Genomic DNA, 19,466 nt, shown 5'->3' on the forward strand with positions numbered 1-19,466 from the left:
GTGTCAATAGACCGTTGGGAGCGTTCCCAGATCGTTACCGGCGACCGGCCCAGGACCGCCGGAAGATCGACGACGGGCGCTGGCGGATCAGCAGAAGCGGCGCAGCAGGGTGGTCGCCCGGCCCGGGTCGAAGGCCGTCGGGTCGTACCCCGGCCCGGCCCAGTCCCGCATCGTGGCGTGCTCGGGATGGCCCGGGTCGGCCAGCGCGGCCAGCAGGAGCGACTGCCCGGTGGGGCCGCCGACACCCTCCGGCGGGCAGGCCCGCGCCCCGTCCGGACAGCACGGGTAGCGCTCGTCCGGATCGGCGGCGAGGACGTCCTCCACCATCAGGTCGTGCTCCCACCAGTCGCCGAAGTCGTAGAGGTAGCCGAACCGGTCGCCCTTGCCGGCCACCGCGTCCAGCCGGGTGTCCAACTCGTCGCGCAGCGACAGCTCCCCGCCCGGGTCCGGCTCGCCGTACTGCACCCCGTCGATCTCGAACGAGTGCAGGTGGCAGTCCCGCCAGCCCATCGCGTGCTGCACCACCCGGTGCAGCCGGTCGAGGGTGAAGCCACCGGGGACCAGCACCCGCCGCCAGACCGACGGGCGGACCCCGGTCAGGGACACCTTCAGCTCGAAGATCTGGCGTGGCATGCTGCCCCCTCCTCCCGCCGCATAGGCTGCCGGCATGATCTGCCGAGCGTGCCGACAGCGGCGGCACGACGACTGCCCCGGCCGGAAGTGGTGCGACTGCCAGCACCGTACCCCCGCACCCACCCCGCCGGGCACGGGTCCGGCCGGCGAATGAGCGTTCGAATGCCGATTTTCCGGATCTGGCCGGCACCGGCCACCGGCGCGCTGGACGACGCGGAGCTGACCGCGCTCTACGGCCGGGCGGACGAACCCCGGCTCCGGGTCAACTTCGTGGCCAGCGTCGACGGCGCGGTCACCGTGGACGGCTACTCCGCCGGGCTCTCCGGCGAGCCGGACAAGCGGGTCTTCGGCCTGCTCCGGATGCTCTGCGACGGGCTGCTGGTGGCCGCCGGCACGTTCCGGCACGAGGGCTACCGGGCGGTACGGCTCAGCGCACCGCGCCGGGCCTGGCGACGCGAGCGGGGCCTGGCCGAGTACCCGACCCTAGTGGTCGTCTCCCGGTCGCTGGACCTCGACCCGGAACAGCCGGCCTTCGCCGACGCCCCGGTGCGGCCGGTGGTACTGACCACCGGGGCGGCCACCGCACCGGCGGGCCTCGCCGACCGGGTCGACCTGGTCCGCGTCGGCCGGGACACCGTCGACCTCGCCGCCGGCCTGGCCGAACTGCGCCGGCGCGGGCTCGGCCAGGTGCTCTGCGAGGGCGGTCCGCACCTGTTCGGCGCGCTCACCGCGGCCGACCTGGTCGACGAGCTCTGCCTGACCGTCGCCCCGCTGCTCGCCGGGGCCGGCCCCGGCCGGATCGCCGCCGGCGTGGCCGGCCCACCCCGGCGGCTACCGCTGCGGCACGCGCTGGCCGCCGCCGACGGCGTGCTGATGCTCCGTTACGCCCGCGACGACGCCGGGCCGCCGCCCGCCGGGGCAGCGCCCGGCGGCTGAGGCCCCGACGGGTCCGCGCCCGCCGGCTGGGGCCCGCCACGATCCGGGCGACCCGGGTACCCGGACCGCCGTCCCCGCCACGGCGACGGGCGCGGGCACGCCGGCCGGCCTGCCCGCGCCCGGGACGCGGTGGGTGGACCGGAGCCGGCGGAGGAATCGGTCCGCCGGCTCCGGTCCGGGGTCAGTTGACGCTCACGGCCGACCAGGCGGCGGCGACCGTCCGGTACTCGGTGCTGGTGCTGCCGTACAGGTCCGTGGCGGCCGACAGGGTCGCGGTGCGGGCCCCCTTGTAGTTGGTGGTCGAGGTCATGTAGCGGGTCAGCGCCCGGTACCAGATCGCCCCGGCCTTGGTGTTGCCGATCCCGGTGACGGTGCTGCCGTTGCAGGTCGGGCTGTTGCCGTACGACGAGGAGCCGCTGCCGACGGCGAGCAGGTAGAAGAAGTGGTTCGCCACGCCCGAGGAGTAGTGCACGTCCAGCCCACCGACGGAGCTGCTCCAGCAGTCCGCCGACTTGCCGTCCTTGGCCGGCTTGTCCATGTAGCGCAGCGGCACGCCGGTGGAGCGCAGCTTCTCCCCGATCAGGTAGTCGCCCGGGTCCTTGGCGTTGGCCGCGTAGAACTCGACCAGGGTGCCGAAGATGTCGCTGGTGGCCTCGTTGAGGCCGCCCGACTCGCCGCTGTAGCGCAGCCCGGCGGTGTTGCTGGTGACGCCGTGGGTCATCTCGTGCCCGGCGACGTCGAGCGAGGTCAGCGGGTACCAGCCGGAGCCGCCGTCGCCGTAGGTCATGCAGAAGCAGGAGTCCGACCAGAACGCGTTGGCGTAGTTGCTGCTGTAGTGCACCCGGCTGTACGCGCCGACGCCGTCGTTGCGGATCCCGCTGCGGCCGTGCGCGCTCTTGTAGTAGTCCCAGGTCTTCTGCGCGCCGTAGGCGGCGTCCGCGGCGGCGGTCTGCCGGTTGGCCAGGGTGCCGTTGCCGAAGACGTTGGTGGTGCTGGTGACCAGGGTGCCGGTGCCGCTGGTGCCGCCGTTGAGGTCGTAGGTGCGGTGGTTGCCCCGGGTGGGGTCGGCGAGCTGGTAGGTGCCGCCGGAGAGGTTGCTGCCGACGGAGACCGAGCCGGAGTGGTAGGTGTTGCCGGTGCCCTCGCGCTGCACCCCCTCCCAGGAGTCGCGGACCGCGCCGGTGCTGGCGTCCACCAGCACGTGCAGCTCGCTCGGGGTGCCGTCGGCGTAGGTGCCGCCCACCACCACCTCGTACGCGAGGGTGGTCGCGGTGGCGCCGGCGTCGAAGACCAGTTGCGCGCCGGCGACGGAGCGCCGGCCGGCGGTCGACGCGGCGAGCGCGAGCTTGCCGGCGGCGGCCTGGCTCAGCTTCGCCTTCGGGGCGCGCTGCGGGGCGGCGGCGAGGCCGTCGGTGGCGCCGCGCCAGCGGTTGCCCTCGCCGAGGTGGACGATGAGGTCGCCGCCGAGCACGGGCAGGCCGTCGGAGTAGCGGTTGAGCCGGACGTGCTCGGTGCCGTCGGCGTCGGTCACCACGTTGCGCGGGGTGAACGTCTGCCCGTCGGCGGCGAGGCCGGTGCCGGCGTGGGCCCTGAACTGGGCGACGGCGCGGGTGAACGCGTCGCCGGAGACGCCGGGCGCGGCGGAGGCCGCGGTCGGCACCGTGCCGACGCTGGCCAGGAGAGCGGCCGTGGCGAGGCCGCTCAGGAGGGTGGTTCGACGCATCGGGTTCTGCCTCCAACAGGGACAGCCGGGGGGGTACCGGCTGACGACGGCCCGGCGTGGGTGGACCGCGGGCCGGCCATGGAACCGCAGGTTACGACCATGGCGGCAGGCATCGAGAGACGCAAGATCCTCGATGTCGGCTGTGACTATTCTGAACCCGGACGACCCCCTCCTGTCACGACCTGGGCCGAGATTTCTTCGGGGATTTTCCGGCCGCCGCCGCCACCTGCCGCGACGGCGCCGCGCCGACCCCGATGATCGACCAGGAGTGACCGGACGACGCCGGACAGTCACCGGGTCGGCGTCGGTGGGTGGCGTCCGCCGCGTCGCGTGGCAACCTGTCGTACTCCTCGGGCAGGATGCACCACGTGTGCCCTGACCGAGACGACCAGCCGACCGGAGTCCGCCGATGACCGACGACCGGATCGACGCCCCCGGCGAGCCGGTCGGCCGGGTCCTCGGCACCGCCGACGCCACCCCGTTGCAGTTCTGGACGGCCGTCTCGCCGGACAGCTACCTCCAGCTCGACGACGTGGTGGTCACCCGTCGTGAGCTGCCCGACCGGGAACCGGTCACCATCGCCGGAGTGGTCACCCAGGTCCGGGCCCGGCACGAGGGCGCCCAGTTCGACTCGGACGTCTTCGCCATCGCCGACGGCACCCTTCCCGCCCAGGTGCAGGAGGCCGCCGAGATCACCACCACCCGGGTCGACCCGGAGTTCTACGTCCCGCCCCACCCGGGCGCGGCCGTCTACCGCGCCGAGGGGGACGCCCGGGCCCGGGCGCTGCACTTCGACCGGATGGAACGGCGGATCCCGATGGGGATGGGCCGCGACGGCGTGCCGGTCTACCTCAACGCCGACTTCCTCGACGGCAGCCGGGGCGCGCACGTCTCCATCTCCGGCATCTCCGGCGTGGCCACCAAGACCAGCTTCGCCACCTTCCTGCTCTACTCGGTCTTCCGCTCCGGCGTGCTCGGTGGCGACGCGGTCAACGCCAAGGCGCTGATCTTCAACGTCAAGGGCGAGGACCTGCTCTTCCTCGACCACCCCAACACCCGCCTGGACGACCCCACCCGGGCCGCGTACGCGAAGCTCGGGCTCGCCGCCGGCGCCTTCCCCGACGTCCGGGTCTACGCCCCGCCCAGGGTCGGCGACTCCTCCGGCACCCCCGACGTGAGCAGCCGGCTCACCGGGGTGGACGCCTTCTACTGGACGCTGAGCGAGTTCTGCGCCGACCGGCTGCTGCCCTACGTCTTCGCCGACGCCGACGACGAGCGCCAGCAGTACACGATGGTGGTCCACTCGGTCGCCGCCCACCTGGCCCGGTACGCCCAGCCGGCCGACGGCGGGGTCAGCGTCGACGGGGTCCGCCTCGGGTCGTACGCCGACCTGGTCGACCACGTCGTCGAACAGCTCAACGACGACGAGACCCGGGGCGACTGGGCGGGCAGCGCGGTCGGCCTGGGCACCGTCAACGCGTTCGCCCGCCGGCTGATCGGCAGCAAGAAGGACCTGGGCCGGCTGATCCGGGGCGACCTGGCCACCCGCCGCCCGCACTCGATCAACACCGCCGAGAGCGCCCAGGTCACCGTGGTCGACCTGCACAACCTCCCCGACCGGGCGCAGCGCTTCGTGGTCGGCGTGACGCTCAAGAGCGAGTTCGAGCGCAAGGAGAAGGCCGGCACGGCCAAACCGCTGCTCTTCGTCGTCCTCGACGAGCTGAACAAGTACGCGCCACGCGAGGGCTCCTCCCCGATCAAGGAGGTGCTGCTCGACATCGCCGAGCGGGGCCGCTCGCTCGGGGTGATCCTGGTCGGCGCGCAGCAGACGGCGAGCGAGGTGGAGCGGCGGATCGTCACCAACTCGGCGATCCGGGTGGTCGGCCGGCTCGACCCGGCCGAGGCGTCCCGCCCCGAGTACGGCTTCCTCCCGCCCGCCCAGCGGCAGCGCGCGCTGCTGGCCAAACCGGGCACCATGTTCGTCAACCAGCCGGACATCCCGGTCCCGCTCTGCCTGGAGTTCCCCTTCCCGGCCTGGGCCACCCGGGTCTCCGAGGCCGGCCGGGCCCCCTCGGAGACGCTGCGCTCGATCACCCAGTCGGCCGACCCGTTCGTCGTGGTCGGCTCGGCCGCCGACGACGACATCCCGTTCTAGGGGGCTGGCCGCCATGAAGATCCTGCACACCTCCGACTGGCACGTCGGCAAGGTGCTCAAGGGGCAGTCCCGGGCCGACGAGCACAAGCAGGTGTTGGCCGGGGTCATCGAGATCGCGCACGCCGAGCGTCCCGACCTGGTGATCGTCGCCGGTGACCTGTACGACACGGCCTCGCCCACCCCGGAGGCCACCCGGCTGGTCACCCGGGCGCTGACCGCGCTGCGGCGCACCGGCGCGGACGTGGTGGCGATCGGCGGCAACCACGACAACGGCCAGGCCCTCGACGCGCTGCGCCCCTGGGCCGAGGCGGCCGGCATCACCCTGCGCGGCGGGGTCCGGGAAAATCCGGCCGAGCACGTCATCGACGGCACCACCCGCGACGGCGAGCGCTGGCAGCTCGCCGCGCTGCCCTTCCTCTCCCAGCGGTACGCCGTCCGCGCGGTCGAGATGTACGAGCTGACCGCCGCCGAGGCCACCCAGACGTACGCCGACCACCTGGGCCGGGTACTGGCGAAACTGACCGAGGGCTTCACCGAGCCGGACCGGGTGCACCTGGTCACCGCCCACCTCACCGTGGTCGGGGCGGCCACCGGCGGCGGTGAGCGGGACGCCCACACCGTGCTGGGCTACGCGGTGCCGGCGACGGTCTTCCCGGGCACCGCGCACTACGTGGCCCTGGGCCACCTGCACCGCTCGCAGCGGGTGATCGGGCCCGGCCCGATCCGCTACAGCGGCAGCCCGCTGGCGGTCGACTTCGGCGAGCAGGAGAACGTCTGTTCGGTGACCCTGGTCGAGGTGACCGCCCGGACCGCCGCGCAGATCCGGGAGGTGCCGGTGCCGGCGGCGGTGCCGCTGCGCACGGTGCGCGGCACGCTGGCCCAGCTCGCCGAGCTGACCCCGCCGGAGGGCTGGCTACGGGTGTTCGTCCGCGAGCAGCCCCGGGCCGGCCTGCGCGAGGAGGTGCAGGAGCTGCTCCCCCACGCGCTGGAGATCCGGATCGACCCGGAGCTGGTCCCCGCGCCGGGCAGCGGCACCCGGGTCGCCCAGCGGGCCGGCCGGTCCCCCCGCGAGCTGTTCGGCGACTACCTGGACAGCCGGGGCCACGACGACGACGGGGTCCGCGACCTCTTCGACGAGCTGCTGGAGGAGGTGGAGCGCTGATGCGACCGATGCGGCTGGACATGGCGGGCTTCACGGTCTTCCGCGACGAGACCACCGTCGACTTCACCGACGCCGACTTCTTCGCCCTGGTCGGGCCGACCGGCTCGGGCAAGTCCACCGTGCTGGACGCGATCTGCTTCGCCCTCTACGGCACGGTGCCCCGCTGGGGCGGCACCCGGGGGCTGGCGAACGCACTGGCCCCGTCGGCCGTGGAGGCCCGGGTCCGGCTGGTCTTCGAGTCGGCCGGCGACCGGTACGTGGCCACCCGGGTGGTCCGCCGGGACGGCCGGGGCACCGTCAAGACCGCCAACGCCGGGCTGCAACTCATGCCGCCCGGCTTCGACATCACCAAGCTCGACACCGGGCTCAGCCCGGAGGACCTGGGCGAGGTGGTGGCCGGCACGCCGGCCGAGATGGAACGGGCCGTGCTGGAGGCGGTCGGGCTGCCGTACGAGCAGTTCACCTCGTGCGTGGTGCTGCCGCAGGGGCAGTTCGCCGACTTCCTGCACGCCAAGCCGGCCACCCGGCAGCAGATCCTGGTCAACCTGCTCGGCCTCGGCGTCTACGAGGGCGTGCAGAAGCGGGCCACCGAGCGGGCCGGGCAGGCCGAGGCGAAGCTGGAGGCGGTCGACCGGATGCTCGCCGGGCTGACCGGCACCGACGACGAGACGCTGGCCACGGCGACCGCCCAGGCCGAGCGGGTCGGCGCGCTGTCCGGGGCGGTCGCGGCGGCCCTGCCGGAGCGGGAGCAGGCCCGGGCGGCGGCACGCGCGGCGACGGCGGCGCTGGCCGCGCTCGACGCCGACCTGGCCGGGCTGTCCGGGGTCCGGGCGCCGGCCGGGGTGGCCGAGGTGGCCCGGGCGGTGACCACGGCCCGGGAGTCGGTCGACGAGGCGGCGCGCACCGTGGCGCTGGCCGAGGAGCGGGAGGAGAAGCTGCGCGGCGAGCTGGCCGGCGCGGGTGACGAGAGCGCGCTGCGGCTGCTGCTGCGGGCGTACGCCGACGTCGACCGGCTGACCGACGAGACGGCGACGGTCCGGGCGGCGCTGGACGCGGCGCAGGCCGAACACGACGCGGCGGTGGTGGCGCTCGGCACCGCCCGGGAGGCGGCGACGCGGGCCGACGCCGAGCTGGACGCGGCGTTCCGGGCGTACGACGAGGCGCAGGCCACCGAGCAGGCGATGGCGGTCCGGGCGCACCTCACCGACGGCGGGACCTGCCCGGTCTGCGAGCAGCGGGTGCCCCGGGTGCCGCGACTGCCGGCCGGTTCGGCGGTGGCGGAGGCCAAGGCGGCCGGCAAGTCGGCGCGGGCCACCAGCGACACGGCGAAGCGACTGCTCCAGGAGCGGGACGCCGCCGCCCGGGACCGGGAGCGGACCCTGGTCCACGCCCGCGCCCAGCACGACCAACTCACCGCCCGGCTCGCCGAGCTAACCGGCCAACTCGCCGGCGCGGCCACGCCGGAGGCGGTACGCACGGCCCTGGCCGAGCACGCCCGGCTGCGGCAGGCGTTGGACGACGCCGCCGGGACGGTCCGGGCCGGCCGGGACGCCGCCCGGCGGGCGCGCGGCACGTTGGACGCCGCCGAGGAGCGGCTGCGGGCGGCCTGGCGGGCCTTCGACACGGCCCGGGACGGGCTGGCCCGGTTCGGCCCGCCGGCCGCCGACCGGGACGACGTCGCCGCCGCCTGGACCACCCTGGTGGAGTGGGCCGGCGAGCAGGCCCGGCAGCGGCGGGCCGACCGGGCCGGGCTGGCCGGCTCGGTGACCGGGGCGATCACGGCCGCGGAGGCGGTCGAGGAACGGATCGGCGACCTGCTCGCCGCCGCCGGGTTGCCGCCCGCGGACGACCCGGCGCGGGCGGTCGCGGTGGCGCTGGAACGCGCCGAGGCCGAGCTGCGACGGGTCACCGAACGCCGCGCGCAGGCCGGCGAGCTGCGGGAGCAGCGCGCCGAGCACGAGCGCCAGGCGCGTACGGCCCGGGCGCTGGCCGGGCACCTGCGGGCCAACAACTTCGAACGCTGGCTGCTGGCCGAGGCGCTGGACCTGCTGGTCGACGGCGCGTCCCGGATCCTGCGGGAGCTGTCCCAGGGCCAGTACGACCTGGTCCACGACAAGGGTGAGTTCTTCGTGGTGGACCACCACGACGCGGGGCTGCGCCGGGGGGTGCGGACGCTGTCCGGCGGGGAGACGTTCCAGGCGTCGCTGGCCCTGGCGCTGGCCCTGTCGGAGCAGCTCGCCGGGATGTCCACCACCGCGGCGAGCCTGGAGTCGATCGTGCTGGACGAGGGGTTCGGCACCCTCGACGCGGCCACCCTGGACACCGTCGCCGCCACCCTGGAGGGCCTGGCCGCCCGGGGCGACCGGATGGTCGGCGTGGTCACCCACGTGCCGGCGCTGGCCGAGCGGATCCCGGTCCGCTACGAGGTCCGCAAGGACGCCCGCACGGCCCGGGTCGAACGGACCGGCCTGTGAGCGGGGCGGTGACGTGACCGGGCCGAAGCTCTACGTCGACGCCTGGGACCCGTCCTACGGCGCGTCGTTCGAGGCGACCCCGGGCGGGCCCGCCGCACCGAGCAGCGCCCAGGTCGACGCCGACGTCGAGCTGCCGGCGGTGGACTGGCGGGCGATCGGCCCCCGGCCCGGGGTGCCCGCCCCGGACGTGGTGCTGCTCGTCGACGGGGTGCGCCGGATCGACGCCAGCGTGTGGACGGCCGAGGACGACGGCGCCTCGTACCCGGGCATCGCCGCCTCGTACGCGGCCGGGGTGGTCCGCTGTGACCTGGAGCGCGGCGCGGCGGAGCTGGCCGGCGCGCGGGTCGGCCGGGGCCTGTTCACCGCCAGCCCGTCGGCCGAGGAGGTGGTCTGCGGCCGGGTCCGCTACCCGGTGCACCGGGTCGGTGGCTCGGGCGAGCTGAGCAAGCTGCCGGCGGCGGTGCAGGCGCCGCTGACCGCGTTGGAGGTGGCCGTCTCCGACGCCGCCCGTACCGACGGGGACCTGCTGGTGGTGGACGGCCCGCTGCGGGCCCGGCGGCAGCTCCCGCGCACCCTCGGCTACATCAAGACCCAGCACAGCCAGTACCTCGACGCCCGGCTCACCGCCGTGGTGACCGGGCTCGACTCCGGCGAGCGGTCGCCGGTGTTCCGGCTCGGCACCGCCTGGGGCGGCTGGTCGTGGTATCTGCGGCTGCCGGTGGCGACCGGCGCGCCGTGGGCCGGCATCGTCCGGTTGGAGTGCTCGGCCGACCTGCCGCCGGAGGAGGCGATCGCGTTGGCCGACCTGTCGCTGGTCACCCTGCCCCGGTTCGCCTCCTCGCCGTACAAGGACCCGCGTGCCCCGCAGAATCTGGTGCCGATCGCCGGGCTGGAGCGGCGGCTGCGCGGGTTGCTGGGCGACGCGCGGCTGCTGCACCGGGCGCTGGCGATGGCCACCCGGGGTCGCGGAGCGCGGCGCTGATGGGCCGCCGCCGTGGCGACGACCGGATCGTCGCGCCGGTCGACACCGGCCGGGCCGAGCTGGTGCCGGACCCGGACCGGTCCCGCTCCTGGACCCTGCTGCTGGACGACGCCCCGCAGTCCCACGTCGACCTGGCCGACCCGACACACCTGGAGTTCGAGTACGTGCGGCGGCTCGGGGCCGCGCTGGACCTGCTCGCCCCGGCCGGTGCGCCGCTGCGGGTGCTGCACCTGGGCGGGGGCGCGCTGACCCTCCCCCGGTACGTCCAGGCCACCCGGCCCGGGTCGACCCAGCGGGTGTCCGAGGTGGACGGCGCGCTGGTGGAGCTGGTCCGGCGGGAGCTGCCCTGGCCCGCCGACCCGAGGCTGAAGGTGCGGGTCGCCGACGCCCGGGTCACCCTGGAGTCCACCCGGGACGCCGGGTACGACGTGGTGGTCGCCGACGTGTTCGCCGGCGCGCGGACCCCGGCCCATCTGACCAGTGTGGAGTACGCCGCCCAGGTGGCCCGGGTGCTCGCGCCCGCCGGCTGGTACCTGGCCAACCTGGCGGACGGCCCGCCGCTGCGGCACGCCCGCGCCCAGGTGGCCACGGTGCGTTCGGTGCTGCCCCGGGCGGCCCTGGTCGGGGACGCGGCGGTGCTGCGCGGCCGGCGGCACGGCAACCTGGTGCTGGTGGCGGGGCGGGTCGAGCCGCCGGTGCCGGAGCTGACCCGGCGGGCCGCCGGGGACTGGTTTCCCGGTCGGGTGCTGGCCGGGCAGGAGCTGGATCGGTTCGCGGCCGGCGCTGCGGTGGTCACGGATGCGGACGCCACCGACTCCACCCCACCGCCGCCCGGAATTTTTTCGGTCCGCCGTTGATCCGTTGCGGGAAGCCGTCCGTATCACGGGGCGGCCCTTCCCGTGGGCCCGCTGATGTCGGTGGACAGCAGGAGGTCTGGATGAGTGCGGTCGCGGCCGGCTTGCACGGCGAGATGGCCAGGCCAGGGTGGATGTTCGCCCGGGCCCAGCCACAGTCCCGTGCGTCGAGGTCGAGCCGGGGGGTCGACGCCGGTCCCACCGATCGCCAGAATGGCCCGGTGACGCCGCGACCGACGCCCGGACGGCACCAGGCCACGTCGGCGGAGGCGAGCCACTCCGACCAGTTGGTCCGGCTGCTCTACGCCGAACACGCCGGTCCGCTGCTGATGTTCGTGATGCGGCTGACCGGCGGCGACCGGCAGCGCGCCGAGGACATCGTCCAGGAGACGCTGCTGCGGGCCTGGCGCAACGCGCACCGGTTGGGCGTCCAGGGGCAGGGCTCGCTGCGGCCCTGGCTGGTCACCGTGGCCCGCCGGATCGCCATCGACGAGCACCGCAGCGAGCAGGCCCGGCCGGCGGAGACGTACGACCGGGACCTGACGGCGTTCGCCGAGGCGGACAGCACCGACCGGGTGCTGCGCACCATGACCGTGGCGGACGCGCTACGTACGCTGAGTCAGTCGCACCGGGAGATCCTGGTGGCGACGTACTTCCGGGGCCGGACGGTGCCGGAGGCGGCCGAGGAGTTGGGGCTGCCGCTCGGCACCGCCAAGTCGCGGGTCTACTACGCGCTGCGCGCACTGCGCACGGCCCTGCAGGAGAGGGGGGTGACGGAATGAGCCGAGCGGACCACATGGACGTCGCCGCGTACGCGCTCGGCGTCCTGGACGAGCAGGACACCGAACGGTTCGAGGAACACCTCGCGGCCTGCTGGGCCTGCGCCGCCGAGTTGGAGACCATGGTCCCGGTGGTGGGGCTGCTCTCCGACATCGACGGCGAGACGATGATGGCGTTGGAGCAGACCGCGACGGATCCGGCCCTGTTGGACCGTACCCTGGTCGCGGTCCGGACCCATCGGCGCAAGGCGCGGTTCCGCCAGGTGCTCGCCATGGCCGCCGCGGTGGTGGCGGTCGGCGCGCTCAGCGGCGTCGGGGTGGCCACCTTCGGCGGCACCGGCGGCGGTGACGGTCCGGTGGTCGCCGGCCCGACGGCGACCGCGCCGGTCGACGGGCCGCCGAGTCCGCAGCCGACCCGTTCCGGGCCGGCCGTCGGCGGCAACGAGATCGAGGGTGACCAGTTCGACGCCACCGACGGCAGCACCGGGGTGAAGGCCACCATGTGGCTGGCCAGCAAGGAGTACGGCACCTGGATCGGGTTCAACCTGACCAGGCTGCCCGGCCCGCGCACCTGCCGGCTGGTGGTGGTGCGCAAGAACGACACCACCGAGGTGATCTCCACCTGGGGGGTGCCGGGCGGTGGCTACGGCACCAACACCAATCCGCAGGATCTCCAGTTGGAGGCGTCCACCTCGGCGCCGCGCAGCGAGATCGCGAAGTTGCAGGTGCAGTCGGTGGACGCCAACGGGGTGGCGAGCCCGCTGGTCACCGTCGTCCCCTGAACCAGCCGCCGAATCGGCGTCGGCCCGGACATCCGGGTCGGCGCCGATTCGACGTTTCCGGCCGACCGAGGTCCGGCAGCCGGGCATACGTACAGCCGGCCGGTTCGGTTCAACGCTTTCGTTGTGAAATTGTCCACGGTCAATCGTTCAACCTTGACAGTGGACCCTCCGTACTACTCGGTGAACTGCCAAGAATGAGGAGGGCACGTGGCACAGATCAAGCGGACGACCGTCATCGTCGCGAGCGCGATGGTCGCACTTACGGCCTGCGCTCCCGCGGGTTACGACGGGGCGAACTCCAGCGCCGCCGAACCGGTCGCCGTCGCCGCGGCCGAGCCCACCGCGTCGGTCGAACCGGAGGCGTCGGCCTCCCCCGGGGCGCCCGCCGCCGAGCAGGCACCGCCCCCCGCCAACGTCCAACTGACCGACCAACTCGTCGGCAAGAAGGTCGCCCGGATGGGCAACGTCGTGCTGGACCAGGACGGCTTCATCCTGTACCGCTTCGACAAGGACTCCGCCGATCCGCCGTCGTCCAACTGCGTGGACAAGTGCGCCCAGGTCTGGCCGCCCGCGCTGACCGACGGCAACCCGCAGTTGCAGGGCGTCTCCGACGACAAGGTCGGCACCGTCACCCGCCAGGACGGCACCCGGCAGATCACCATCGGCGGCTGGCCGGTCTACCGCTACATCGGCGACAAGAAGCCGGGCCAGTGGAAGGGCCAGGCCGTCGGTGGCACCTGGTTCGTGGTCGACCCGAACGGCAAGAAGAACCTGACCTGCCTGCCCACCGGCACCCCGAAGGCGGTCGCCCCGCCGGCGGCCGGCGGCGCGAACAGCGGCGGCTCGGACTACACCTACTGATCCACCGCCCGCCGGGCCTTCCCCACGAACCCCCGGAGCGGACGAGGGCGGTGGACGCGCCAAACGCCAGCGGGCGCGCCACCGAGGTCCCCCCAACCCCGCACCCACGGCCGCTCGGGCGGTCGGTCCGCCCCGGGATGGAGACACCGCCGACGCGCAGCGCGTCGGCGGTGTCGTCCGTTGCCGGCCGGGGTCGTGGCAGAGTGTCGGGGTGACCTGGGACGAGCCGGCCGTACGCCGGGTGCTGCGACCGCCGGCCGACTACCGGCTGGCGGCCTCCGTCCGGGCACTGACCTTCAGCCCGTACGACCCGTGTGCGCGGATCGCCGCCGGCACCTTCTGGTGGGCCACCCGCACCCCGACCGGCCCGGCCACCCTGACGCTGCACGCCAGCGGCGGGGAGCTGGTCGCCGAGGGGTACGGCCCCGGCGCGGACCAGGTGGTCGAGCGGGCCGACGCCGTCGCCGGGCTGCGTGACGACCTCGCCGGGTTCGCCGACCTGGCCGCCGGGCATCCGCTGGTGGCCGAGCTGGCCGCCCGGCACCGGGGGCTGCGGCTGCCGGCCACCGGGCAGCTCTTCCCCCGGGTGCTGCGGGCGGTCTTCGAGCAGAAGGTCACCGGCAAGGAGGCGTACCGGGCGTACGCGGCGACCGTGCGGCACTTCGGCGAGCCGGCACCCGGGCCGTTCCCGCTGCTGCTGCCGCCGGAGCCGGCCACGGTCGCGGCGACGCCGTACTGGGTGTTCCACCCGTTCGGGGTGGAGCAGCGCCGGGCCGACACGCTGCGTCGGGCCGCCGCCCTGGCGGACCGGCTGGAACGCTGCGCGGACAGCGCCGAGGCGACCCGTCGGCTCACCGCGATCCCCGGCGTCGGCCCGTGGACCGCCGCCGAGGTGGTCCGGATCGCGTACGGGGACCCGGACGCGGTCAGCGTCGGCGACTACCACCTGCCGAACACGGTCGCCTGGGCCCTCGCCGGCGAGGCGCGGGGCGACGACGCCCGGATGCTCGCCCTGCTGGACCCGTTCCGGGGCCACCGGGGGCGGGTCTGCCTGCTGCTGGCCGCCGCCGGCATCCAGGCGCCCCGGTTCGGCCCCCGGATGCCGATCCGCTCCTTCGCCCGGTTCTGAGCCGGGCCGTCAGCGCTGCCCGCCGAGCCGGCGCAGGGTACGGGCCAGCCAGTGCGCGTACCCGTGCTGGACGGCGCGCCCGGCGGGCCCGGCGGCGGCCATGAACCAGCGGTCCGGCCGGCTGAACGCGGTCACCTCGAACGTGACCTGCCCGTCGACGTCGCAACTGACCAGGAACGACTCCTCGCCGCGCTCCGGATGGCCGGGCAGGGTGCCGTACCCGAAGCCGGCCTCCCGCTCACCCTCGACCACCCAGACCACCTCGCACGGCCCCGACACCCGCAGCGGACCCACACCCAGCCCCGGGGTGACCCGCACCCCCGGCGCGGCCCGTGGGGCGTCGGTACGCATCCGTACCCCGGCCGCCCGGTGCAGCCGCCAGCTCAGCACGGCCTCGGCGGCCACCGGAAAGCTGCCGGGCGGCATCGGGTAGCGGTGGCGCAGGTGGTGGTAGCCCGCCGGCAGCGGCCCCCGTCGGGTGGCTCCCACCTCCGGGTACGTCAGCTCGGACACCGCCACCTCCCTGGGCTCCCGTCCAGCGTACGGAGGGTGACGGCGGGCGGGCCGGCGGGCGGACCCGGGGGGCCAGCGGGCGGGCGGGGATGGGCGTGGTCAGGCCCGCTCGCAACGACGCCTGAGCCCGTCGGCCTCCAGCCGCAGGTAGCGGCGCGTCGTCCGGCCGCCGAGCCGGCCGGTCAGCCCGGCGAGCGGGCCGGTGAGCACCACGGCCAGCTCCACCCGGACCCGATCGTCGGCCAGTGGCACGATCCGGTGCTCACCCCGGACGTGCACCCCGGGACTGTCGGACTCCCAGACGAACCAGCGGGGCGGGTCGATCTCGGTGACCCGCCACACGGCCGGCCGCAGTCGGGGCTGTTCCAGCCGGGCGGTCGCCCCCAGGGTGAACGGCCCCGGCTCCAGCCGCCGCGCCGCGCGGACGGAGGCGGTCCACTCCGGCCACCGGTCGACGTCGGTCTGCACCGCCCAGACCCGGTCGATGCCGGCCGCGATCTCCGTGGACGCCTCGAACCGCATGTCACCCTCCCCGTATCCGGCGACGCGGACCCGCGCCGCCCCCGCAACCCCTGACGAGGCTGCCGCCCGGAACGTGACCGTGCGCGCTGGCCACCGCACCGGCGTCTGCCGATTGTGCCCGGGTATCCGGCTATCCGGGTGCCCGTGCGGATGAGCGGATGAGCGGTGCGGCGGGTGCATGGTGGCACCGCCGCCCCCGGCAGTCCCCGGCAAGCCCTGACCCCCGGTGGGGCGGGCCTGGTGGGGGGCTGGTGCGGCGTCCAGAACCGCCTGCCAGGACTGATGTTCCTCGACCGTCGACACCATCTCCAGCGAGCGGTATGCCAGCCAGGCATAAATATGCCTGAGAGGCATATCCGCGTCGAGGAGTAGTCACCCCCGGACAGGGCCTGCCCCGGTGCAAGGATCCAGAACAGGGATCAAGCTGCGCCGGGGCCGGAGCTGAGCGGGCTGCCGGGGCGGGCAGAACAGAGTTACGCGGGCCGCCGGGGCAGGCAGGGCAGAGCTACCCGGGCCGCCGGGGCAGGCAGAAAGAGCTACCGGGCGGCCGGGGCGAGCAGAACGGAGCTACCCGGAACGGCCAGGACCTGGGTGCGGGGCTGCACGGAAACAGCCGGGCCGCAGGGAACTGCGGGGAACGGTTGGGCCGGGGGAACTGCACGGAAACAGCCGGGGCCGCGGGGAACTGCACAGAAACAGGAGGGCCGGGCGGAACTGCACGGGAACAGGTGGGGCCGGGCGGAACTGCACGGGAACAGGTGGGGCCGGGGGGAACTGCACGGGAACAGGTGGGGCCGGGAGGACGACGGGCACGGGTGGGCACCGTCCGGGATGGTCAGGCGGCCTGGTGCAGGTCGGCTAGGCCGAGCGGGGTGTGCCGGCGCAGCAGGTCCTCCAGTTCGGCGACGGTGCCCACCTCGCCGAGCACGTTCTTGCCGCCGCCGAAGCGGGTCGGGTAGCGGTGCACCAGCCGGTAGCGGTGCCGGCCGCGCACCAGCTCGACGGTGACCCGCCAGCGCCCGCAGCAGCCACACACCCACTCCATCCGGCGACGGTAGCTCTGAGCTGCGCAAACGCTATCCGTACGCGGGGGGACGAGGGGCTCGGACGGGGACACGCCGTACCCGGCCGGCGGTGATCTGCCTCACCAGTGTCGGTGGCGTCTGGTTGACTGGTCGCCGTGGACCTGCCGATCAACCCGCCAGTCGAGCCGATGCTGGCCAAGAGCGTGGCCCGCCTGCCCACCGATCCCGGCCTGACGTACGAGCCGAAGTGGGACGGCTTCCGCTGCATCGTGTTCCGGGACGGCGACGAGGTCGAGCTGGCCAGCCGGGGCGGCAAGTCGATGACCCGCTACTTCCCCGAGGTGGTCGAGCAGGTCCGGGCACAGCTTCCCGAGCGGTGCGCGGTCGACGGCGAGCTGATCGTGATCCGCCGGGACGGTCCGGGCGGCCAGCCCCGGCTCGACTTCGAGCTGCTCGCCCAGCGGATCCACCCGGCCGCCTCCCGGGTGAAGCTGCTCGCCGGGACGACGCCGGCCGACTTCGTCGCCTTCGACCTGCTCGCCGTCGGCGACGAGCTGCTGGTCGACCAGCCCTACCCGGTGCGCCGGGAGCGGCTGGAGCGGGCGCTGGCCACGGTCCGCCCGCCGGTGCACGTCACCCAGGTCACCACCGACCCGGAGACCGCCCGGCGCTGGTTCGAGGTGTTCGAGGGCGCCGGGCTGGACGGCCTGATCGTCAAGCCGGCCGACCTGCCGTACGAGCCGGGCAAGCGGCTGATGGCCAAGGTCAAGCATGCCCGTACCGCCGATGTGGTGGTGGCCGGGTTCCGCTGGCACAAGTCGGGGCCGGTGGTCGGCTCGCTGCTGCTCGGGCTCTACGACGACGCCGGGGTGCTGCACCACGTCGGGGTGAGCGCCTCGTTCACCATGGCCCGCCGTCAGGAGCTGCTGGACGAGCTGGCCCCCTACCGGGAGATCGCCGACGAGCACCCCTGGGTGCACGGCGACCACGAGCGTGGCCAGCGCATCCCGGGCGGGGTGAGCCGCTGGACGGGCACCAAGAACCTCGACTGGGAGCCGCTGCGGCCCGAGCTGGTGATGGAGGTCGCCTACGACGCGATGGAGGGCGACCGGTTCCGGCACACCGCCCGCTTCGTCCGCTGGCGGCCCGACCGGGATCCCCGCTCCTGCCGCTACGACCAGCTCGACCGCCCGGTCCGGTTCGACGTCGACCAGGTGCTCCGCGGTGATCCGGCGGCGACCGTCACGCCGGGCACCTCCGCCCCGGCGTAGCCTGGCGGTCCCACACGATCATGGAGGCTCGCTGGTGACCCGCACTGCGCACCGGATCCGCCGGGTCCGGCTCACCCTGGCCGGGCTGGTCGCGGGCGCGCTGCTCGCCGCCGGATGCACACTGCCGGCGTTCGCCCCGCGTACCGAGGACTCCGGGGCCGCGGCGCCCGGCGCCGCCCCCACCTGGCGGGCCTGCCCCGATGTCGCCGACGACCTGGTCGGCCGGGGCGCTCCGGGGATGCGGTACGAATGCGCCGAGGTCGCCGTGCCGCGCAACTGGGGCACCGGGACGGGGGCGACCGCCGGGCCGGGCAGCGGGCAGACCTTCGAGATCGCGCTGCTGCGGGTCCGGTCGACCAAGCAGCGGAACCGGATCGGCTCCCTGGTGATCAACCCGGGCGGGCCGGGCGGCTCCGGCGTGGACACCGCCGTCTACCTCTCGTTCGGGCCGTCGTTCGGTGGGCTGCCCGCCTCGATCACCGACCGGTTCGACATCGTCGGCTTCGACCCGCGCGGGGTGTCCCGGTCCAGCCCGGTGAAGTGCATCTCCGACCCCGACCTGGACGCCAGCTTCGGCTACGACCCGGATCCACGCAGCCAGCAGTCGTTCGACGGCTACCGGGCGCTCAACCAGCGGATCGGCCGGGGCTGCGGCGACAAGTACGGCGACCAGCTCCCGCTCTACGGCACCGAGCAGGCCGCCCGGGACATGGACGCGGTGCGGGCCGCCGTCGGCGACGACAAGCTCACCTACCTCGGCTACTCCTACGGCACCCTGCTCGGCGCGACCTACGCCCAGCTCTACCCGCAGCGGGTCCGGGCCCTGGTCCTCGACGGCGCGGTGGACCCGCAGCAGAAGCTGATCGCCGGGTCGGAGAGCCAGGCCCGGGGCTTCGAGCGGGCGTTCGACAACTTCGACCGCTGGTGCGCGGGCAACGCCGGCCGCTGCCCGATCGCCCCGGACGCCCGGGCCGCCGTGACGTCGGCGATCGACAAGGCGAAGGTCTCCCCGGTACGGGCACCCGACGGCCGGGAGGCCACCTCCGGCTGGGTCTTCTACGCGGTCATCTCCTCGCTCTACACCGAGTCGGGCTGGGAGGAGCTGGCGCGGGCGATCGACAAGCTCGGCGCGGGCGACCCGGCCGACGTGTTCAAGCTCGCCGACGCGTACGCCGGGCGCGACGAGGACGGGCGCTACTCCAATCTCTTCGACGCCAACCTGGCGGTCAACTGCGCGGACGAGACGGAGAAGCCCAGCCTCGACCAGATCCGCCAGTTGCAGACACAGTGGCGGCAGAAGTACCCGTTGTTCGGCCCGTCGCTGGCGGTGGGGATGCTGGGCTGCGTGGAGTGGCCGGGCGGGCGTGACCCGTACCCGACCGGCCGGGCGGACGGCGCGCCGCCGATCGTGGTGGTCGGCACCACCGGCGACCCGGCCACCCCCTACGAGCAGACCGCCCGGCTGGCGTCGATGCTGGGCGTCGGCCGGGTGCTCACCTGGGAGGGTGAGGGGCACACCGCCTACCCGCAGACCTCCTGCGTGACCGACGCCGTGGACGCGTACCTGATCTCGCTCACCGTCCCCCGGGAGGGGCTGCGCTGCCCCGCCCGGTGACGGTACGCGGGCCGGCCAGCGACAGCCGGTCGGACGCCCCCGCCGATCGG

17 protein-coding genes are annotated in these 19,466 nt (G+C 74.7%); 12 read left to right on the plus strand and 5 right to left on the minus strand.

Going from position 1 to position 19,466, the window contains the following annotated elements; translation table 11 throughout:
• Window positions 1-87: 87 nt before the first annotated feature.
• A complete protein-coding gene (locus ACIQG9_RS13125) occupies window positions 88-633 on the minus strand; it encodes a plasmid pRiA4b ORF-3 family protein (RefSeq protein ID WP_400401180.1) in 546 nt (181 codons plus the stop codon).
• Between the two features lie 150 nt (window positions 634-783).
• On the opposite strand from ACIQG9_RS13125, the gene ACIQG9_RS13130 reads away from it, so the two are divergent.
• Window positions 784-1,569, plus strand: a complete 786-nt coding sequence (locus ACIQG9_RS13130; RefSeq protein WP_400401182.1) for a pyrimidine reductase family protein — start codon at window positions 784-786, stop codon at window positions 1,567-1,569.
• Window positions 1,570-1,750: 181 nt separating this feature from the next.
• Here the strand turns inward: ACIQG9_RS13130 and ACIQG9_RS13135 are convergent, their stop codons facing one another.
• Window positions 1,751-3,292: a M4 family metallopeptidase gene (locus tag ACIQG9_RS13135; protein ID WP_400401184.1), complete on the minus strand. Its 1,542-nt coding sequence runs from the start codon at window positions 3,290-3,292 to the stop codon at window positions 1,751-1,753.
• 409 nt (window positions 3,293-3,701) lie between these two features.
• Between ACIQG9_RS13135 and ACIQG9_RS13140 the strand changes: the two genes are divergently transcribed.
• The 9 genes from ACIQG9_RS13140 to ACIQG9_RS13180 all read left to right on the plus strand — a co-directional run bounded on the left by ACIQG9_RS13140 (window position 3,702) and on the right by ACIQG9_RS13180 (window position 14,470).
• Window positions 3,702-5,447 carry an ATP-binding protein gene (locus ACIQG9_RS13140; protein ID WP_400401186.1) on the plus strand — a complete coding sequence of 582 codons (1,746 nt, stop codon included), beginning with the start codon at window positions 3,702-3,704 and terminating at the stop codon, window positions 5,445-5,447.
• A gap of 13 nt (window positions 5,448-5,460) precedes the next feature.
• On the plus strand, window positions 5,461-6,609 hold the full coding sequence (locus ACIQG9_RS13145; protein WP_400401188.1) for an exonuclease SbcCD subunit D: 1,149 nt from the start codon (window positions 5,461-5,463) through the stop codon (window positions 6,607-6,609).
• Window positions 6,609-9,083 carry an AAA family ATPase gene (locus ACIQG9_RS13150; RefSeq protein ID WP_400401190.1) on the plus strand — a complete coding sequence of 825 codons (2,475 nt, stop codon included), beginning with the start codon at window positions 6,609-6,611 and terminating at the stop codon, window positions 9,081-9,083. The genes ACIQG9_RS13145 and ACIQG9_RS13150 overlap by 1 nt, the downstream gene beginning before the upstream one ends.
• Window positions 9,084-9,096: 13 nt before the next feature.
• Window positions 9,097-10,065: a hypothetical protein gene (locus tag ACIQG9_RS13155; RefSeq protein ID WP_400401192.1), complete on the plus strand. Its 969-nt coding sequence runs from the start codon at window positions 9,097-9,099 to the stop codon at window positions 10,063-10,065.
• A complete protein-coding gene (locus ACIQG9_RS13160; protein WP_400401194.1) occupies window positions 10,065-10,922 on the plus strand; it encodes a spermidine synthase in 858 nt (285 codons plus the stop codon). The genes ACIQG9_RS13155 and ACIQG9_RS13160 overlap by 1 nt, the downstream gene beginning before the upstream one ends.
• Before the next feature lie 80 nt (window positions 10,923-11,002).
• The gene (locus ACIQG9_RS13165; RefSeq protein ID WP_400401196.1) at window positions 11,003-11,701 is read left to right on the plus strand and encodes a sigma-70 family RNA polymerase sigma factor; all 699 of its coding nucleotides are present in this window, start codon (window positions 11,003-11,005) and stop codon (window positions 11,699-11,701) included.
• Window positions 11,698-12,480, plus strand: coding sequence for an anti-sigma factor family protein (locus ACIQG9_RS13170; protein WP_400401198.1), 783 nt, complete (start codon window positions 11,698-11,700; stop codon window positions 12,478-12,480). The genes ACIQG9_RS13165 and ACIQG9_RS13170 overlap by 4 nt, the downstream gene beginning before the upstream one ends.
• 207 nt (window positions 12,481-12,687) lie before the next feature.
• Window positions 12,688-13,341, plus strand: coding sequence for a hypothetical protein (locus ACIQG9_RS13175; protein ID WP_400401200.1), 654 nt, complete (start codon window positions 12,688-12,690; stop codon window positions 13,339-13,341).
• Window positions 13,342-13,552: 211 nt separating this feature from the next.
• Window positions 13,553-14,470, plus strand: coding sequence for a DNA-3-methyladenine glycosylase family protein (locus tag ACIQG9_RS13180; RefSeq protein WP_400401202.1), 918 nt, complete (start codon window positions 13,553-13,555; stop codon window positions 14,468-14,470).
• A 9-nt stretch (window positions 14,471-14,479) separates the two neighbouring features.
• On the opposite strand, the gene ACIQG9_RS13185 is transcribed toward ACIQG9_RS13180, so the two are convergent.
• From ACIQG9_RS13185 to ACIQG9_RS13195, 3 genes are all read right to left on the minus strand, one after another.
• On the minus strand, window positions 14,480-14,983 hold the full coding sequence (locus tag ACIQG9_RS13185; RefSeq protein ID WP_400401204.1) for a DUF1990 family protein: 504 nt from the start codon (window positions 14,981-14,983) through the stop codon (window positions 14,480-14,482).
• Window positions 14,984-15,082: 99 nt separating this feature from the next.
• Window positions 15,083-15,505: an SRPBCC family protein gene (locus ACIQG9_RS13190; protein ID WP_400401206.1), complete on the minus strand. Its 423-nt coding sequence runs from the start codon at window positions 15,503-15,505 to the stop codon at window positions 15,083-15,085.
• A gap of 835 nt (window positions 15,506-16,340) precedes the next feature.
• Window positions 16,341-16,550 carry a hypothetical protein gene (locus ACIQG9_RS13195; RefSeq protein WP_400401208.1) on the minus strand — a complete coding sequence of 70 codons (210 nt, stop codon included), beginning with the start codon at window positions 16,548-16,550 and terminating at the stop codon, window positions 16,341-16,343.
• Between the two features lie 135 nt (window positions 16,551-16,685).
• On the opposite strand from ACIQG9_RS13195, the gene ACIQG9_RS13200 reads away from it, so the two are divergent.
• Complete coding sequence (locus ACIQG9_RS13200; RefSeq protein ID WP_400401210.1) at window positions 16,686-17,801, plus strand: ATP-dependent DNA ligase; 1,116 nt, start codon at window positions 16,686-16,688, stop codon at window positions 17,799-17,801.
• A gap of 31 nt (window positions 17,802-17,832) precedes the next feature.
• Entirely contained in the window at window positions 17,833-19,416 is a 1,584-nt protein-coding gene (locus ACIQG9_RS13205; RefSeq protein ID WP_400401673.1) for an alpha/beta hydrolase, read from the plus strand.
• Window positions 19,417-19,466 lie beyond the last annotated feature (50 nt).

The sequence above is a fragment of the Micromonospora sp. NPDC092111 genome, assembly GCF_044755745.1.
Classification (GTDB): Bacteria; Actinomycetota; Actinomycetes; order Mycobacteriales; family Micromonosporaceae; genus Micromonospora.

Excerpts from the sequence above, each read along its gene's own strand:
- ACIQG9_RS13165 (WP_400401196.1), top strand. The coding sequence starts at position 11,003 with ATGAGTGCGGTCGCGGCCGGCTTGCACGGCGAGATGGCCAGGCCAGGG.
- ACIQG9_RS13140 (WP_400401186.1), top strand. The coding sequence starts at position 3,702 with ATGACCGACGACCGGATCGACGCCCCCGGCGAGCCGGTCGGCCGGGTC.
- ACIQG9_RS13195 (WP_400401208.1), bottom strand. The coding sequence starts at position 16,550 with ATGGAGTGGGTGTGTGGCTGCTGCGGGCGCTGGCGGGTCACCGTCGAG.
- ACIQG9_RS13150 (WP_400401190.1), top strand. The coding sequence starts at position 6,609 with ATGCGACCGATGCGGCTGGACATGGCGGGCTTCACGGTCTTCCGCGAC.
- ACIQG9_RS13135 (WP_400401184.1), bottom strand. The coding sequence starts at position 3,292 with ATGCGTCGAACCACCCTCCTGAGCGGCCTCGCCACGGCCGCTCTCCTG.
- ACIQG9_RS13145 (WP_400401188.1), top strand. The coding sequence starts at position 5,461 with ATGAAGATCCTGCACACCTCCGACTGGCACGTCGGCAAGGTGCTCAAG.
- ACIQG9_RS13190 (WP_400401206.1), bottom strand. The coding sequence starts at position 15,505 with ATGCGGTTCGAGGCGTCCACGGAGATCGCGGCCGGCATCGACCGGGTC.
- ACIQG9_RS13125 (WP_400401180.1), bottom strand. The coding sequence starts at position 633 with ATGCCACGCCAGATCTTCGAGCTGAAGGTGTCCCTGACCGGGGTCCGC.
- ACIQG9_RS13170 (WP_400401198.1), top strand. The coding sequence starts at position 11,698 with ATGAGCCGAGCGGACCACATGGACGTCGCCGCGTACGCGCTCGGCGTC.
- ACIQG9_RS13130 (WP_400401182.1), top strand. The coding sequence starts at position 784 with ATGAGCGTTCGAATGCCGATTTTCCGGATCTGGCCGGCACCGGCCACC.
- ACIQG9_RS13160 (WP_400401194.1), top strand. The coding sequence starts at position 10,065 with ATGGGCCGCCGCCGTGGCGACGACCGGATCGTCGCGCCGGTCGACACC.